This is a genomic window from Stenotrophomonas sp. MMGLT7, assembly GCF_021168555.1.
Lineage (GTDB): Bacteria > Pseudomonadota > Gammaproteobacteria > Xanthomonadales > Xanthomonadaceae > MMGLT7.
In genome coordinates this window covers 210,787-227,947 of sequence record NZ_JAJOZS010000005.1, presented here as the reverse complement: position 1 = coordinate 227,947, position 17,161 = coordinate 210,787, and the positions used below count along the sequence as shown (strand labels likewise).

13 protein-coding genes are annotated in these 17,161 nt (G+C 69.8%); 6 read left to right on the top strand and 7 right to left on the bottom strand.

The features are described from left to right. Positions 1 to 693 precede the first annotated feature (693 nt). The gene (locus tag LRX76_RS09110) at positions 694 to 1,230 is read right to left on the bottom strand and encodes a GNAT family N-acetyltransferase (protein WP_231804296.1); all 537 of its coding nucleotides are present in this window, start codon (positions 1,228 to 1,230) and stop codon (positions 694 to 696) included. A 186-nt stretch (positions 1,231 to 1,416) separates the two neighbouring features. Next, the gene (locus LRX76_RS09105) at positions 1,417 to 3,396 is read right to left on the bottom strand and encodes a UvrD-helicase domain-containing protein (protein WP_231804294.1); all 1,980 of its coding nucleotides are present in this window, start codon (positions 3,394 to 3,396) and stop codon (positions 1,417 to 1,419) included. 188 nt (positions 3,397 to 3,584) lie between these two features. Between LRX76_RS09105 and LRX76_RS09100 the strand changes: the two genes are divergently transcribed. Then, the gene (locus tag LRX76_RS09100; protein WP_231804292.1) at positions 3,585 to 4,205 is read left to right on the top strand and encodes a thymidine kinase; all 621 of its coding nucleotides are present in this window, start codon (positions 3,585 to 3,587) and stop codon (positions 4,203 to 4,205) included. A gap of 116 nt (positions 4,206 to 4,321) precedes the next feature. Beyond that, a complete protein-coding gene (locus LRX76_RS09095) occupies positions 4,322 to 5,563 on the top strand; it encodes a GAF domain-containing sensor histidine kinase (RefSeq protein WP_231804290.1) in 1,242 nt (413 codons plus the stop codon). A gap of 115 nt (positions 5,564 to 5,678) precedes the next feature. Here LRX76_RS09095 and LRX76_RS09090 read toward each other — a convergent pair whose 3' ends face one another. The 4 genes from LRX76_RS09090 to LRX76_RS09075 all read right to left on the bottom strand — a co-directional run bounded on the left by LRX76_RS09090 (position 5,679) and on the right by LRX76_RS09075 (position 10,053). Then, complete coding sequence (locus tag LRX76_RS09090) at positions 5,679 to 7,283, bottom strand: glucan biosynthesis protein D (protein WP_231804288.1); 1,605 nt, start codon at positions 7,281 to 7,283, stop codon at positions 5,679 to 5,681. Positions 7,284 to 7,392: 109 nt separating this feature from the next. Next, positions 7,393 to 8,208 (bottom strand): bifunctional DNA-formamidopyrimidine glycosylase/DNA-(apurinic or apyrimidinic site) lyase, encoded by an 816-nt coding sequence (gene mutM / locus LRX76_RS09085; RefSeq protein ID WP_231804286.1) that lies wholly within the window; start codon positions 8,206 to 8,208, stop codon positions 7,393 to 7,395. A gap of 265 nt (positions 8,209 to 8,473) precedes the next feature. Further along, positions 8,474 to 8,716, bottom strand: coding sequence for a calcium-dependent protein kinase 21 (locus tag LRX76_RS09080; RefSeq protein ID WP_331716767.1), 243 nt, complete (start codon positions 8,714 to 8,716; stop codon positions 8,474 to 8,476). Between the two features lie 137 nt (positions 8,717 to 8,853). Further along, entirely contained in the window at positions 8,854 to 10,053 is a 1,200-nt protein-coding gene (locus LRX76_RS09075; RefSeq protein ID WP_231804284.1) for a fatty acid desaturase, read from the bottom strand. Positions 10,054 to 10,172: 119 nt separating this feature from the next. On the opposite strand from LRX76_RS09075, the gene LRX76_RS09070 reads away from it, so the two are divergent. The 4 genes from LRX76_RS09070 to LRX76_RS09055 all read left to right on the top strand — a co-directional run bounded on the left by LRX76_RS09070 (position 10,173) and on the right by LRX76_RS09055 (position 16,469). After that, positions 10,173 to 11,003, top strand: a complete 831-nt coding sequence (locus LRX76_RS09070; protein WP_231804282.1) for an ATP-binding cassette domain-containing protein — start codon at positions 10,173 to 10,175, stop codon at positions 11,001 to 11,003. Between the two features lie 92 nt (positions 11,004 to 11,095). Beyond that, positions 11,096 to 11,947 carry a phosphatase PAP2 family protein gene (locus LRX76_RS09065; RefSeq protein WP_231804280.1) on the top strand — a complete coding sequence of 284 codons (852 nt, stop codon included), beginning with the start codon at positions 11,096 to 11,098 and terminating at the stop codon, positions 11,945 to 11,947. Positions 11,948 to 12,565: 618 nt separating this feature from the next. After that, complete coding sequence (locus tag LRX76_RS09060; RefSeq protein ID WP_231804278.1) at positions 12,566 to 15,256, top strand: hypothetical protein; 2,691 nt, start codon at positions 12,566 to 12,568, stop codon at positions 15,254 to 15,256. A gap of 196 nt (positions 15,257 to 15,452) precedes the next feature. Further along, on the top strand, positions 15,453 to 16,469 hold the full coding sequence (locus LRX76_RS09055) for a TIGR00266 family protein (RefSeq protein ID WP_231804276.1): 1,017 nt from the start codon (positions 15,453 to 15,455) through the stop codon (positions 16,467 to 16,469). A 205-nt stretch (positions 16,470 to 16,674) separates the two neighbouring features. Here the strand turns inward: LRX76_RS09055 and LRX76_RS09050 are convergent, their stop codons facing one another. Next, positions 16,675 to 17,151 (bottom strand): hypothetical protein, encoded by a 477-nt coding sequence (locus LRX76_RS09050; protein WP_231804274.1) that lies wholly within the window; start codon positions 17,149 to 17,151, stop codon positions 16,675 to 16,677. Between the last annotated feature and the right edge of the window lie 10 nt (positions 17,152 to 17,161).

Genomic DNA, 17,161 nt, shown 5'->3' with positions numbered 1-17,161 from the left:
CGGGGGAAGGTGCCCGAAGGGCGGATGGGGGCTGCCTGCAGCATGGGAAAGCCACCGCAGAAGCGCCCTCATCCGGCGCTGCGCGCCCCCTTCTCCCGTGAACGGGAGAAGGGAGGTCCTGCGGCGACTCCGGATGAGCGAGCGCTGTTCCCTTCTCCCGCTTGCGGGGGAAGGTGCCCGAAGGGCGGATGAGGGCTGTCTGGAGCATGGGAAAGCCACCGCAGAAGCGCCCTCATCCGGCGCTGCGCGCCACCTTCTCCCGTGAACGGGAGAAGGGAGGTTCCGCGGCGATTCCGGATGAGCGAGCGCTGTTCCCTTCTCCCGCGTGCGGGGGAAGGTGCCCGAAGGGCGGATGGGGGCTGGTCGGGGCATGGGAAAGCCGCAGCAAAAGCATCCTCATCCGGCGCTGCGCGCCACCTTCTCCCGTGAACGGGAGAAGGGAGGTTCCGCGGCGATTCCGGATGAGCGAGCGCTGTTCCCTTCTCCCGCGTGCGGGGGAAGGTGCCCGAAGGGCGGATAGGGGCTGCCTGCAGCATGGGAGAGCCACCGCAGAAGCGCCCTCATCCGGCGCTGCGCGCCACCTTCTCCCGTGAACGGGAGAAGGAAGTTCCGCGGCGATTACGGATGAGCGAGCGCTGTTCCCTTCTCCCGCATGCGGGGGAAGGAGCTGGCGACACTTGGACCGGAAGCGCCCTAACGATCCTCGCCTGCCTGTGCGTCGCCGAAATCGATCGCGTACAACGCATCCGGCTTGCCCTCGAGCATGACGTACTCGCCCTGGCAGCGCAGGCCGAGCTTCTCCAGCAGCCGGATCGAACGGGTGTTGTGCGGCGAGGCGATGCCGAGCAGGCGCGGCAGCTTCAGCACGTCGCGCGCATGGGCCATGACGCCGCGGGCCGCTTCCTCGGCATAGCCGCGGCCCTGGTGTGCCGACAGCAGCGCGTAGCCGATGTCCGGCGCCGGCAGGTCGTCGCGCTGGATCAATCCGGCGGTGCCGAGGAATGCGCCCTGCCGATCCTCGATCGCGTAGTGGCCGAAGCCGTACTGCGCGTAGCGAAAGCCACCCCACCGGCGCAGGAATGCCGCTTCCTGTTCCAGTGTGCGCACGCCGTGGTCGCCGATGCCCTCGAGGAAGGCCGGATCGTTTTGCAGTTCCAGCATCGCGGCCAGATCGCGCTCGGCATCGAGCAGGCGCAGACGCAGGCGCGGGGTTTCGGTGACCAGGGTCATCGGCCAATGCGGGTGGGGAAACTGCCGTGCAGCGTGGCCGCGTCGGCACCCGCTGGCAAGTGGCCGCGGGTCGGTCGGACAGCGCGCCGCCTGGGCAGGCGCGGTGCACCCGGGAGCACCGCGCCTGCCCGGGTGCGCCGCGCCTGCCCGGGCGAAGGATTGCGGGTCCGGCCGCACGGGCCCGGCCTACGGGTCGAACAGCGCCTGGATCGCCGCCAGCCCGGCCTTGGCGCGCTCCTGCTTGCGCTGCGCGTCGGCCACCGGGTCGGCGCCGTCGCGCTGCAGCTCCTCGGCCGGCAGCTCGTCGAAGAAGCGGCTGGGCTTGAGCCGGATCTGCTCGCCGAACTTGCGGGTGAGCTTGCTGTGGCTCAGCCACAGCTGCTCCTTGGCGCGGGTGATGCCCACGTACAGCAGGCGCCGCTCCTCGGCCAGGTTGCCCTCGTCCAGGCTGACCTCGTGCGGCAGCGTGCCGTCCTCGCAGCCGACGATGAACACGTAGCGGAACTCCAGGCCCTTGGAGGCGTGCAGGGTCATCATCCGCACCTGGTTGCCGCCGTCGTCCTTGTCGTTGCGCGAGAGCAACGCCAGCTGCGCGGCCAGGTCGCCGGCGCTGGCGCCGCGCGGGCCGCCCTCGAACCACTCGGCCAGCTCCTCCAGGTTGGCGCGGCGGCGCTGGAACGAGACCTCGTCCTTGCTCTGGTTGCGCAGTTCGGGGAGCAGGCCGGACTTCTCGGCCAGCCGCCGCACCAGTTCGCCGGCCGGCAGCTGCGCGGCGTGGTGGCGCAGGTCGTGCAGGGCATCGGTGAACGCCGACAGGCCGTTGGCCGCGCGCGGCGGCAGCAGCTTGAGCGCGCCCATCGACTCGGCCGCGCGCGACATCGGCACGTGCTTGGCCGATGCGAGTTCGGCCAGCTTGGCCAGCGAGGCGGCGCCGACCTCGCGCTTGGGCGACTGCACCGCGCGCAGGAACGCCGCGTCGTCGTCGGGATTGACGATCAGCCGCAGCCACGCCAGCGTGTCCTTGACTTCCTGCCGCTCCAGGAACGCGGTGCCGCCGGTCAGGTGGTAGGGGATGCGCAGCAGCTGCATCGCCTTCTCCAGCGGACGCGACTGGAAGTTGCCGCGGAACAGGATGCAGAAGTCGCTCCACGGCGCCTGCCTGGCGGTGGCGATGTAGGAGATCTCGGCGGCGACCTTCTCGGCCTCGTGGTCGCTGTCGCGGCATTCCCACACGCGGATGCGCTCGCCGTCGGCCTGCTCGCTCCACAGCTTCTTCAGGTGCTCGTGCGGGTTGTTGGCGATCAGCGCGTTGGCCGCGCGCAGCACGCGGTTGGAGCAGCGGTAGTTCTGCTCCAGCTTGATCACTTCCAGCCTCGGGTAGTCCCGCCCCATCTGCAGCAGGTTCTCCGGATTGGCGCCGCGCCAGGCGTAGATGCTCTGGTCGTCGTCGCCCACGCAGGTGAAGTTGCCGCGCTCGCCGGCGAGGATCTTCAGCAGCCGGTACTGGGCATCGTTGGTGTCCTGGCACTCGTCCACCAGCAGGTAGCCGATGCGCTCGCGCCAGCCCAGGGCGATGTCCGGGTTGTCCTCCAGGATCTGCACCGGCAGCCGGATCAGGTCGTCGAAATCCACCGCGTTGAAGGTGGACAGGCGCGCCTGGTAGCGCTCGTAGACGCCGGCGGCCTCCTTCTCGCGGTTGCCGCGCGCGGCGGCCAGCGCCTGCGCCGGCGACAGCCCGGCGTTCTTGGCGCGCGACACCAGGTTCTTCACGTCGTCCACCGCGTCAGGCTTGGCGCCGTGCATCAGGTCCTTGATCTGCGCGGCCGCGTCGTCGGCGTCGAAGATCGAGAAGCCGCGCTTGAGGCCGGCCGCCTCGTGCTCGATCTGCAGGAACTTCAGCCCCAGCGCATGGAAGGTGCAGATGGTCAGCCCGTCGGCGGCATCGCCCTTGATGCGCTTGGCCACGCGCTCGCGCATTTCCTTGGCCGACTTGTTGGTGAAGGTGATAGCGGCGATACGCCGGGCCGGGTAGCGGCCGGTGGCGATCAGGTGCGCGATCTTCTCGACGATGACGCGGGTCTTGCCGCTGCCGGCGCCGGCGAGCACCAACAGGGGACCTTCGCAGTGCAGGACCGCGGCGCGCTGGGGGGGATTGAGACCGTGCATGGGCCGCGCATTGTACTGGCGATCGCCTGGGACGTAGAGCCGAGCGTGCCCGGCCGGGGCTTCACGGGGCTAGAGAGCCAAGCTTGTGCTTGCATCCCTTTTCCGGGGCTCGGCCGGGACTTCACCGCGAAAGCCCCAGCCGGGCAAGCTAGGCTCTAAGGAAGGGCCTGGCCCATTAGAATTCCCCCATGGCCAAGCTCTACTTCTACTACTCGGCGATGAACGCCGGAAAGACCACCACGCTGCTGCAATCGGCGCACAACTACCGCGAGCGCGGCATGCGCACGCTGATCCTGACCCCGCGCCTGGACCACCGCGCCGGCTCCGGCGTGGTCGCCTCGCGCATCGGCCTGCGTGCCGAGGGCGTGGCCTTCGAGCACGGCACCGACCTGGAGCGGCTGGTGAAGGACGACATCCGCGACCGCGGCAAGCTCGACTGCGTACTGGTGGACGAGGCGCAGTTCCTCACCCGTGCGCAGGTGTGGCAGCTGTCGGAAGTGGTCGACCAGCTGCGCGTGCCGGTGCTGTGCTACGGCCTGCGCACCGACTTCCGCGGCGAGCTGTTCGAGGGCAGCCAGTACCTGCTGGCCTGGGCCGACGAGATCGACGAGATCAAGACCATCTGCCACAGCGGCAGCAAGGCGACGATGACCGTGCGCGTGGACGAGCACGGCCACGCGGTGCAGGCCGGGCCGCAGGTGGAGATCGGCGGCAACGAGCGCTACATCTCGGTCAGCCGCGCCGAGTTCAAGAAGATCATGCGCGGCGAGGGCCGCATCGAGCCGGTGCAGGAATCGCTGCCGCTGTAGGCCGGCGCGGCGGCCGGCAGCTGGCGCGGCTCAGCTGCCGGTCGCGCCGGCAGATCGTCACCGTCGCTCTGCGCGCAAGGGCATACACTGGCCGCATTTCCACGAATCGAACACGCATGGCTACGCTGCCTCCCGAACTGCAGGCCGACGTCGAGCGGGCCGGCCGCCTCGACTCCATCCCCGAGGTCCTGCGCATCGTCGCGCAGCTGACCGGCATGCGCTTCGCCGCAGTGGCGCGGGTCACCGACCAGCACTGGATCGCCTGCCAGGTGCACGGCGGCGACGGCCTGGGCCTGGAGCCGGGCAGCCAGCTCGAGCTGCGCCTGACCTTCTGCGACAGCATCTGCCGCAACCGGCAGCCGATCTTCTTCGCCCAGGCTTCGGCCGATCCCCGCTTCCGCGACCATCCGATCACGCGCCACTTCGGCTTCGAAAGCTACGTGTCGGTGCCGATCCTGCAGGAGGACGGCAGCGTGTTCGGCACGCTGTGCGCGCTGGATCCGGAGCCGCGGCCGATGTCGCCGCTGCTGGTGGAGAAGATCGAGCTGCTGGCCCAGCTGGTCGGCGCGCAGCTGCAGACCGAGGCGCGCGCAGAACGCAGCGAGCTGCAGTCGCGCGCGGCCCGTTCCGAGCTGGGCAAGGCCAGCGCCTCGGCGCGCCTGCGCGAGGAACTGATCGGCATCCTCGGGCACGACCTGCGCAATCCGCTGCTGTCGATGCGCGCACTGGTGGACATGCTGGTGCTGGACCAGCTCAACCAGCGCAACGCGGTGGCACTGCGCTCGATGCAGCGCAGCCTGCTGCGCATGGAAGAACTGATCGACTTCGCGCTGGATTTCGCCCGTGGCGGCGATTTCGGCTGGATCGCGCTCGACTACGGCAACAGCGGCGAGCTGCAGGAGGCATTGCTGCAGGTGGTGGCCGAGACCCGCGCCGCCTACGCGGCGCAGGTGCTGTCCGCGCACGTGGCCATCGACGAGCCGGTGCACTGCGATGCGGTGCGCATGGCGCAGCTGCTGGGCAGCCTGATGATCAACGCCATCGTCCACGGCCGGCCCGAGTCGCTGATCAAGGTGTCGGCCACCAGCGGCGGCGGCTACCTGGACCTGCTGGTGCACAACCTGGACGGCATCGCCGACAGGCAGCTGGCCACGCTCAGGGTGTCCATGCTCCCCCATACCGGCGGGCACCCGCAGCCGGGCATGGACCTGGGCCTGCACATGGCCGCGGAGATCGCCCGCGCCCACCATGGCGAGCTGCAGATCACCTCCGGCAGCGACGGCACCCGCTTCGCGCTGCGCATTCCCACCAAGGCCCAGCGCGTCGAGGCCGGCCAGGAACTGCCCGTCCCGGCCTGATGGCGCGTGCCGGCCCGTGGATACCTTGAGATCCGCGGGCAGCATCCGGGCAATGTCACCCGGGGGGCGGCCGGGGCGACCGCTCCTACGACGCTCCTGCGGTTACGGCCGGTACTCAGTACAGCGTGCGCTCGGCCGGCGGCGGCGGGTTCCACTGGTACAGCCAGGTCTCGGTCAGCGGCTTGCCGGCGCGGCGCAGGAACAGGCGGATGTCGATCTGCTCGGTGGACTCGTCCGGCGGCACCACGTCGAACATGGCGCGGTAGCCCTTGATCTGGTGCAGCGGGCGCGCCGAGACGATCTCGGTGCCGCCGCGCGAGAGCTGCAGCACCGCCTCCACCGTCAGGTCGTTGGCCTGCGCCAGCGCCGCCAGCTCGCCGCCCTCGAAGTCCACGGCGAAGCGCCAGGAGAAATGCTTGCGCTTCTGTCCCACCACCCCGCCCAGCCCGGTGCGGGTGGCCACGCAGTGCGCCAGCGGCGAGGACGCCGGTGGCTGCGCGCCCCAGTACAGGCGGTAGCCGTACAGCAGTTCCTCGCCCGGCTGCGGCTTCTGCTCCGGGTTCCAGAACGCGACGATGTTGTCGAAGGTCTCGTCCACGGTGGGGATCTCCACCAGCTGCACCGAGCCCCTGCCCCAGCCGTCCTTGGGCTCCACCCACAGGCACGGGCGCTTCTCGTAGAAGACGCCGTCGTCCTGGTAGTGGTTGAAGTCGCGGTCGCGCTGCAGCAGGCCGAAACCGCGCGGGTTGTCGTCCATGAACATGTTGAAGCGCAGGTGCGTCGGGTTTGCCAGCGGCCGCCAGATCCATTCGCCGCCGCCGGTCCACAGTTGCAGGCCGTCGGTGTCGTGGATCTCCGGGCGCCAGTCCCAGGCCATGCGGCGGTCGTTCTCGCCATACTGGAACATGCTGGTGCACGGGGCGATGCCCAGCCGCTCGATGGTCTCGCGCGGGTACAGCGCACTGTCGATGTCCATCAGCAGCACGTCGCCGTTGGTGATGGCGAAGCGGTAGGCGCCGGCCACGCTGGGCGAGTCGAGCAGGGCATGGACCACCACGGTGTCCGAGCCGGGCGCGGGCTGTTCGAGGTAGTAGGCGATGAAGTCGGGGAATTCCTCCGGCCCGCCGGTGCCGGTGTCGATCGCCAGCCCGCGCGCGGACTGGCCGTACTGGCCTTCCTTGCCGACCGCGCGGAAGTAGCTGGCGCCGAGGAACGCGGCGAAGTCGCGCTCGGTGTCGGCGCGGGTGTTGAGGCGGAAGCCGGCGAAGCCCAGGTCGGCCGGCAGCGGCTTGCCCTTCAGGCCGCTGCTGCCGTAGTCGAACGCGGCCGGGTCGTAGGCCAGCTCCTGCGCCTGGCCGTCGACCACGTCGTACATGTGCACCGGCGAGTGGAAGTACAGGCCCAGGTGGAAGAACTTGGCCTGGAACTTCGCATCGCCATCGGCCCACAGCGCATGGTCCTGGCGGTAGCGGATGGACTGGTACTGGTCCCAGTCCAGCGCTTCCACCGGCGCCGGCAGCACCCGCTTGTGGGTCTTGTACGGCGCGGCGGCCAGCGCGCGCGCCTGGCCCTTGAGCCAGGCGTAGTCGAACGGGTGCGGCTCGCCCAGGCGGCGCAGGCCCACCGCCTTGTCGGCGGCCAGGGCCCACTGCGGTATGGCCGGCAGCCCAAGGGCGGAGATAGCGGCGGCGGCATTCTTCAGGAATCGTCGTCGTTGCATGGGCGCGGTGGCGTCGTCGAAGGAGCATTCATCATAGACAGTCGCCGGCGAAGGCGATGGCTACAACATGAATACGCCCGCCGGCGGCGTTTCGGCCCGCCGCGGCCGCTCAGCGCTGGCACGAGGCGCACCACACCGTGGCGCGCTGGCCGATGCTGGCGTGGCGCAGCGGGCGGCCGCAGCGCTTGCAGGCCTGGCCTTCGCGGCCGTAGACCAGCAGTTCCTGCTCGAAGTAGCCGGGCGCCCCGTCCGGGCTGATGAAGTCGCGCAGGGTGGTGCCGCCGCGGGCGATGGCGTGGCCGAGGATCGCCTTGACCGCGTCGGCCAGCCGCCGGTAGCGCTGGCGCGAGACCTCGCCGGCTTCGCGCCGCGGGCCGATGCCGGCCTGGAACAGGCTTTCGGCGGCATAGATGTTGCCCACCCCGACCACCGTGCGCTGGTCCATCAAAAAGCTCTTGACCGGCGCGCTGCGGCCGCGGCTGAGCCGGTACAGGTAGTCGCCGTCGAACGCCTCCGACAGCGGCTCCGGGCCGAGTTCGCGCAGCAGTTCGTGCACCTGCCCGGCCGGCTGCCACAGCAGGCAGCCGAAGCGGCGCGGGTCGTTGAAGCGCAGCACGCGGCCGTTGTCCAGGCAGATGTCGACGTGGTCGTGCGCGCGCAGCGGGGTGTCGCCGGGCAGCACCCGCAGGCTGCCGGACATGCCCAGGTGCAGCAGCGCGCTGCCGGAGGCCTCGGTATCGACCAGCAGGTACTTGGCGCGGCGGCGCACGGCGGCGATGCGCTGGCCGGGCAGCTCGCGCTCGACCTCCGCCGGGATCGGCCAGCGCAGGTCCGGGCGGCGCAGGATCACGCCGTGGATGCGGCGGCCGAGCAGGTGCGGTTCCAGGCCGCGGCGGGTGGTCTCGACTTCGGGCAGTTCGGGCATGGGGGGATTCTAGGACGTCGGCGATTCGGGGGCGGGCCTGGCCAGGCTTCCCTTCCCCCCGCTTGCGGGGGAAGGTGCCCGACTGCGAAGGCAGGATGCCGAAGCGAACGGCGAAGCCGGCCCGAAGGGCGTGCCGCAGGAGCGGCGCGTAATGGCGGATGGGGGTGCCTGGAGCATGGGAAAGCAACAGCCAGAGCGCCCTCATCCGGCGCTGCGCGCCACCTTCCCCCGCACGCGGGAGAAGGGAGTGGAGAGACGCCGCATCTCAGCGCGGCGGCGCCAGCAGTTCGCGGGCGCTCAGGTAGCCGTCGCCGTCGGCGTCCTGGCGATGGAAGCGCTCGGCCAGGGCGGCGCGATGCTGCAGACGGGTGACCGGCTGGCCGCGGCCGCCGAGCAGCTCGTCGCCGTCGAGCACGCCATCGCCGTTGCGGTCGCGCTGGTCGAAGCCGTAGCTCATCCAGGCCAGGTATTCTTCCAGGCCGACGCGGCCGTCGCCGTCGCGGTCCATGCGCTGCAGGTACTCGTTGCCGCCGGTCACCTGCGCCGGGGCTCCAGCGGGCAGCGCGATCGCCACCACGCAGACGCACAGACGCCGCACGAGGCGGCGTCCGGGCACCTGGATGGCGGCAGGCCGCGACGCCGGCATCAATGCGCCAGCGCGTAGCCCTTCAGGCGTGCGGCGTAGGCCTGCAGCGCGGCGATGCCGCTGGCCTCGGCCTCGTGGCACCAGGCCTGCAGCTGCTTGAGCCGCTCGGCGGCATCGTGCGAGCGTGCCTCCAGCAGTGCCGACAGCCGCGCGCGGTGCTCGACCACGGTGCGGATGCGCGGCCGCTGCGACACCCACGCCTGCAGCTGCTCGCGTGCCTCGGGCTTGAGCCAGCGACCATCGTCGACCAGGCCGCGACGCATGCGCCGCGGCAGCAGCTGGCGCAGCCTGGCGCCGGCGGCGGCCGCTTCCTCGCGCAGCGCCGGCTTGATGACGTTGCGCTGGTAGTCGGTCATGGCCTGGAAGCGGTGCGACAGCAGCGCCTTGAGGGTGTCGGCATCGGGCACGGCGATGTTGGGACGGATGTCCAGCGTCGGCGCCACCCGCAGCACCTTGGCCAGGCCCAGCTTCTGCAGGCCGCGGATCGCTACCCAGCCGATGTCGAACTCCCAGCGCCGCATCGAGAAGCGCGCCGAGCTGGGGAAGGCGTGGTGGTTGTTGTGCAGCTCCTCGCCGCCGATCCACACCGCCCACGGCGTCAGGTTGGTGGAGGTGTCGGCCGACTCGAAGTTGCGGTAGCCCCACCAGTGGCCGAGGCCGTTGACCACGCCGGCGGCCCAGAACGGGATCCACGCCATCTGGATCGCCCACAGCGCGATGCCGGGGATGCCGAACAGCACGAAGTTGATCGCCAGCAGCGTCACCGGGCCGAGGTTGGCGTGCGGGGTGTACAGGCGGCGCTCGATCCAGTCGTCGGGCGCACCGCGGCCGTACTGCTCGATGTCCTCGCGCTGCGCGCGCGCCTCGCGGTACAGCTCCACGCCGCGCCAGAACACGTTGCCGATGCCCTTGACCTGCGGGCTGTGCGGGTCCTCCTCGGTCTCGACCTTGGCGTGGTGCTTGCGATGGATCGCCACCCACTCCTTGGTGATCATGGAGGTGGTCAGCCACACCCAGAAGCGAAAGAAGTGCGCGACCACGGGGTGGAAGTCCACGCCGCGGTGGGTCTGGCTGCGGTGCAGGTACAGGGTCACGGCGAAGATGGTGATCTGGGTGAACACCAGCAGCACCGCCAGCATGCCCCACCAGCCCAGCCCGGCCAGGCCTGCGCCGAGGAAGTCGAGGATCGAATCGGACATGGCTGCGGCTCCAGGCGGCGGGTGATATGAAGGGACATGATGAGGGCTGAAAGGGCAAACTTCACCCACCGCCGCCGTATGGTGTTCAGGCGGTCCACCCCGTCCGCCCGGCTCCGTCCATGCCCCCGTCGTCCGCCACATCGTCCCCCGCCGCCCCGCTGATCGAACTGGACCGCGCCAGCGTGATCCGCGGCCAGGCCCGCGTGCTGCACGAGCTCAGCCTGCGCATCGACCTGGGCCAGCACACTGCCATCCTCGGCCCCAACGGCTGCGGCAAGTCGAGCTTCATCAAGCTGATCACCCGCGAGCTCCATCCGCTGGCGCGCGAGGGCGAAAGCCCGGTCAAGGTGATGGGACAGGACCGCTGGCAGGTGGAGCGGCTGCGCTCGCAGCTGGGGATCGTCAGCACGGACCTGAGCTTCAACCTGTCCGGCATGGCAGGGCTGGACGTGGAGAGCGCGGTGATCTCCGGCTTCTTCGCCAGCTACGTGGTGCCGCCGCACCGCGAGGTCACCGCGACCATGCGAGCGAGCGCCCGCGAGGCGCTGGAGCTGGCCGGCGCGCTGCCGCTGCTTGGACGCGCCTATGCCGAACTGTCGGCCGGGCAGACACGGCGGGTGCTGATCGCCCGCGCGCTGGTCAACCGGCCGCGGGCGCTGCTGCTGGACGAGCCCTCCGCGGGACTGGACATCGTCGCGCGGCAGTCGCTGCTGGAGACGATGCGCACGCTGGCGCGGCAAGGCATCACCCTGGTGCTGGTGACCCACCACATCGAGGAGATCGTGCCCGAGATCGGGCGGGTGATCCTGATGCGCGAGGGCCGCATCCTCGCCGACGGCCCCACCGCCGATCTGCTCGGCGACGCCACGCTGTCGCATGCCTTCGGCGGGGCCATCCGGGTGCGGCGCGACGGCGACCGGTACAGCTGGACGGTGGCTGCAGCGAGCTGAGCGGCGACCGCCGGACCGGCATGTCCCGCCGATACCCGGAACTCGAACGGGCTCCTACACTGTGCGGCCTCCACCCATGCAGAGACAACGCAATGCCGCGTGCCGCCACCCTTCCGTCCGCCCGATTCCGACCCGCCGTACTGGCCGCGCTGCTGCTGGCTCTGGCCGGCTGCAGCGCGCCCGCCGCGCGCGCGCCGACGGCACCGGAGCCGCCGGGGCATCGCGTCGCCGGCTATCTGCCGCCGGACGCGGTGCCGGACAGCCTGCTGCTGGTGCCGGCGCCGCCGCAGGCCGGCTCGGCCGCCGCCGCGCTGGACGATACGGTCAACCGCGAGGCCCTGGCGCTGCGCGGCAGCGCACGCTGGCAACAGGCCTCACGCGATGCCGAACTGGGCTTCCCCGCCGGCGCACAGCAGTTCAGCTGCGCACTCGGCATCGACATCGATCCCGCACAGACCCCGCACCTGTACCAGTTGCTGTCGCGCGTGCGCGCCGATGCCGGCGCCGCCACCCGCACCGCCAAGCAGCGCTACCAGCGCCCGCGCCCGTTCATGGTCAACCACCAGCCCACCTGCACCCCGGACGACGAGGCCGGGCTGCGCGGCAACGGCTCCTATCCTTCCGGCCACACCTCCATCGGCTGGGCCTGGGCGCTGGTGCTGAGCGAGATCGACCCGGCCAATGCCGACCGGCTGCTGGCGCGAGGACGCAACTACGGCGAAAGCCGGCTGGTGTGCAACGTGCACTGGCAGAGCGACGTGCTGCAGGGCCGCTTCATGGGCGCCGCGGCGGTGGCCAGGCTGCACGGCAGCGCCGAGTTCCGCCGCGACCTGGAAGCGGCGCGCAGCGAGATCGCCGCCGCCCGCGCCGGCGGCCTGAAGCCGTCGCGCGACTGCGCGGCGGAGGCCGCGGCGCTGCAGGTGAGGCCGGCCAGCGCGCTGTAGCCGGCTTCGCCGTCCCGGCGCAGGCGCGCGCCTGGCCGCCGGATCCGCGAGCAACGGAGCCCTGGTCCCGCTGCGGACCGGCCCCGCCCCCCCGGCTGGCCGCTGCCGCGCAGCGCCCCGGGCCACTCTCCCCAACCCAGGGATTCGCCACGGCTGAAACGGCCGTGACGCCGCCGCTTGGCCGATCGGCGAAGCGGCGGCGCAACGCGGATGTCATCTCTTGTCATTGCATGCCGGACGACGGGCAAAACCCCTGTTCCAGCGACATAAACAACTTTCCGCCGCTGTATATATTCCGTTAAGGGAGGAGGCCCGCAGTCAACCGGCCGCCGGCAGGCAGAACGCCCTGCCAAGGCCATCATGTCCGGAGAATCAATCAAGATGTCGAGATGCAATGCCAGGGTTGCGGCGTTGGCCGCAGCCGTGTTGCTGGCCTGTGGCCAGGTCGATGCGCAAACGGTGACGGGTGGTATCAACGGTTACGCGCAACATCTTCCGCAAGGCGGGAACACGGCCGCCCGGATAGAGCGAAATGCCTCCGGTTTCGTCCGCGAGATCCCCGTCAGCAAGGGAAGGTTCCAGCTTTCCGGGCTCGCTCCCGGCGTCTACGACGTCACCTTGCTGGTCGACGGCAAGAGCGTTTCCGTGGCGCAGGTCCAGGTGGCCGCCGGCTCGGCAACCGCGTTGAACCTGGACGGCGAGGGAGCCACGTCGCTGGAGGGCGTGCAGGTCACTGCGGCACGTGCCAGCACCATCGATGTCACCACGCCGTTCACCTCGACCGCGATGCTCACCCAGGACGTCGACAACCTGCCGATGTCGCGCTCCATCAGCGCGGTGGCGGCGACCAACGCCAATGTCCGTTCCGAAAGCGCGACCGGGACCTCGCTGCCGGCCTTCAACGGCGCCACCCCTGCCGAGAACCGGTTCTACATCAACGGCTTCGACATCACCTACGACTACACCGGCCTGGGCTACACGGCGCCGAGCTACGAGGCGCTCGCGTCCACCGAGGTGATCTCCGACGGCTTCCCGGCCAAGTACGGCAATGCCGTGGGTGGCGTGACCAGCAGCGTCACCCGCACCGGCACCAACGACCTCCATGGCGGCACGCTGCTGACCTACACGCCCGCCACCGGCCGCCTCAACCCCAACGCCCCGAGCGTCAGGGACTCCGACGGGAACTGGTACGACTACAACAACGCAGACCATACCGATGGAACGCTGTCGCAGACGGTCTATCTCTCCGGCCCGCTGCTGAAGGACCGCCTGTTCTTCAACGTGGCAGGTACGCGCACCTATCCGTACGATTCGCGCGCCACGGGCAAGACCTATCGCTACGACTACAGCGACGACGCCAGGAGCGGCATCGTCGACCTCACCTGGAACATCACCGACCGGCAGACGCTCAACGCCTACTACAGCCGTTCGCGCTCAAACGGCGCTACCGACTACAGCAAGCTGCACACGTCCTACGACGATGCGGACGGCTACGACTACTACGCCTCGTACGCCACCACGGACGTGGTGAAGACCGCCATCGCCAACTACCAGTGGCAGGTGACCGACGCCTTCACCATGAAGGCGATGACCGGCTACATGCGGCGCGACCTGGCCTATTCGGGCAACTACTACGACGAGCCCTACGTGCTGTACTACGACACGAGCTCGAGCTACACCACGCTCAACGGCGTCAGCGCCTCCAAGCCGGACGACTTCGTCTACACCAAGAAGGGCGGACGCCTGGACTTCGAATGGGACCTGGGCGACCACCACATCGGCTTTGGCGCGGAGACCTACAAGACCTTCGTGCACTCGGCGTCGGTCTACAACAACTACTGGACCTACCGCATCGTTCCGTCCACCGGCATCGTCAACGGGGTATCCGGCTTCACTCCCGGGGACCACTACGCGCGGCGCTACTACTACAGCTCGGGCGGCAGCTTCGACTCGAAGCGCACCGGCTTCTACATCGACGACAACTGGCACGTGACCGACGATGTCGTGGTCTACCTGGGCCTGCGCCGCGACAGCTACCAGAACTACACCTCGATCGGATCGAGCTTCGCCGACCTGGCGCTGAACGCGCCGCGCCTGGGCGTGTCCTGGGACATGGCCGGCGACGGCTCGCGCAAGCTGAGTTTCTCCGCAGGCCGCTACTCGCTGCCGCTGCCGTTGTCGATCAACAAGACCGTCGGCACGGCCACCACCAGCTGGTACGGCTACTACAGCTATACCGGCATGGACGGCGACTCCACCCCGACCGGGCTCAGCCAGATCGGCGACATCGTCTACAACAACAACAGCACCATCACCGACTCGCGGCTGGTGGCGTCCCACAACCTGAAACCCTCGTACGAGGACCAGTACGCGCTGAGCCTGGAGCAGGACCTCTCCGTCGTCGCGCCGGCGTGGATGGGCAATGCGGCGGACGGCTGGTTCGGCAAGGCCACGGCGAGCTATCGCAACCTTAAGAACATCGTCGAGGACACCTGCGATGCCACCACGCGCAATGCCTACATCCGCGACGTGCTGGGTTACAGCGACTACTCCGGCGAGACGGTGTCGTGCATCCTGGTCAACCCCGGCGAGGACCAGGTGCTGCTGCGCGACGTGAATGGCGACGGCAGCCTGGAGCGGATCACCATCCCCTCCAGCTATCTCGGCATCGACAAGGCCAAGCGCAAACGCTACGCACTGGGCCTGACCCTCGAGCATCCGTTCTCCGACCATTACTACGCCAAGGTCAGCTACACCTGGCAGCACCTGTACGGCAACTACGACGGGGCGATGAACGTCACCCAGAAGAGCACCAGCAACGTGTCGTCCAATGCGGCATTCGACTACCCCCTGCTCGGTGTCGGTGCCACCGGCGATCTCTCGGCCGACATCCGCCACAGCCTGAAGGCGCTGGGCTACTACCAGTGGGACAACGGCCTGCGGCTCGGTGCCGGCGTGCAGATGAGCAGCGGGCGCCCGCTCAGCTGCCTGGGGGCTTCGCCGGACGGCACGCTCACCAGCTACGCCGGCGACTTCTTCTACTGCGGCGGCGATCTGGCGACGCGCGGTTCGCAGGGGCGTTTGCCGTTCTACTGGAGCCTGGATCTCAGTGCCGGCTACACCTATGACCTGGGCAGCCACGGCAAGGTCCGCCTGGACCTGAAAATGACCAACGTCGCCAACCGCAAGGGGATAGTGGACCGCGACGAGGATTACGAGAACTCCGATGGCAGCGTCTACGCGACCTACGGGTTGCCAGCCTACCAGTCGCCGCGTTCCACCTGGTTCACCGCGCGCTACGACTTCTGACCTCCGCACCGCAGCGGCAGGAGCGGGCATGGCCAGGCCACCCGCTCCTGTCCTGCCGCACACGCAAACCGCGATTACCTCGCCGTTTTCCCGGTCGCGGCGGCTGCGCCATCCCCGCAGGCACCTGCGTCGATGCGCGTCGTCGGCCATCGTCCCGTCGTAGACTCCATTCCCCCATCACGCAGGAGTGGCTTCCATGACCCAGTGGTACTTCCACATCCCCGGCCTGCCCGACCGCACCGGCCCGCTGGACGAGCAGGACGCGCGCGAGTACGCCCGGCTCAATCCTCGCGCGCTGGGCTGGCGCGAGGGCATGAGCGGCTGGAAGCCGATCGGCGAGATCGCCGAGCTCGGCGGCGCGGCGGCGTCGATGCCGCCGCCCCCGCCGCCGGCGGGCGGGTACGGCGCGCGCGCCGACGAGATCGACTTCCGCATCGTCGGCCACGACATGCAGTTCGTCGAAGTGGAGCTGGACCCGGGCGAGAGCGCGGTGGCCGAGGCCGGCGCGCTGATGTTCAAGGACGCCAGCGTGCAGATGGACACGATCTTCGGCGACGGCAGCCACAGCGGCGCCGGCGGCGGCCTGCTGGACAAGCTGCTGTCGGCCGGCAAGCGCGTGGTCACCGGCGAGAGCATGTTCACCACCGTCTACACCCATACCGGCCAGGGCAAGGCCAAGGTCGCCTTCGCCGCGCCGTACCCGGGCACGGTGCTGGCGCTGAAGCTGTCCGACCACGGCGGTCGCCTGATCTGCCAGAAGGACAGCTTCCTGGCCGGCGCACGCGGGGTGTCGCTGGGCATCGCCTTCCAGCGCAACATCATGACCGGCCTGTTCGGCGGCGAGGGCTTCATCATGCAGAAGCTCGAAGGCGACGGCTGGGTGTTCGTGCACGCCGGCGGCACCCTGGTCGAGCGCGAACTGGCCGCGGGCGAGCGCCTCGACGTCGATACCGGCTGCGTGGTCGCCTACCACGCCAGCGTGAACATGGACGTGCGCCGGGTGGCCGGCATCAAGAGCATGCTGTTCGGCGGCGAGGGCGTGTTCCTGGCCACCCTGACCGGGCCGGGCCACGTGTGGCTGCAGTCGCTGCCGTTCTCGCGGCTGGCCGGGCGCATGTTCGCCGCCGCGCCGCAGGGCGGCGGGCAGGCCCGCGGCGAGGGCTCGGTGCTGGGCGGGCTGGGGCGGATCCTGGACGGCGACAACCGGTTCTGAGGTTCCGGGAACGATCGCGCCCAGGTTGCTTGCGTGGCGTCGGAGGCGTGGCCCCGGCCCGTGGTTCCCGCTTCGCCTTCTGCTGCCCGCTTCGCCTTCTTCCGTAGGAGCGACTTCAGTCGCGATCGGGCTTTACCGGCAGAGCCCGATCGCGACTGAAGTCGCTCCTACGGGTCCGGCGTGCGGATCGCGCCTGCGCGCGCGCTCAGTCGATCCGCTGGAAGTACTCCTCGAATGCCTTGGAGCGGCCCTCCGGCGACTTGCCCACGCCGCGCCGCACCAGCTGCCGGGCGTCGGGCAGGAACTGCCAGAACTCGGCCACGATCACGTCGCCGTCCTGCAGGTGCAGTACCTCGTATTCGCTGGCGCTCAGCCGGCGTCCCTGGATCTGGTTGTAGCGGGCATAGCCGGGCAGCGGGTGCGGGCGGTTGTCCAGCTCGATGTAGAAGTCGTTGCGCTTGGGATCGCGCGGGTTGGTGTCGTTGACCGAGCGGTAGTGGATGCGCTCGCCTTCGAAGGCCAGGTCGAGGGTCAGGCTGAAGCCGGCCGGCAACTGGCCGTTGCTCCAGACCACGCGCTCGGGCTGCACCCGGTAGCGGCCGTCGAACGGGTGGGCGGCGCTGGCGGCCAGCGGCAGCGCCGCCAGCAGCAGCGCGGCGGACAGGCGGCGGACGATGTTCATGCGCAGTGGT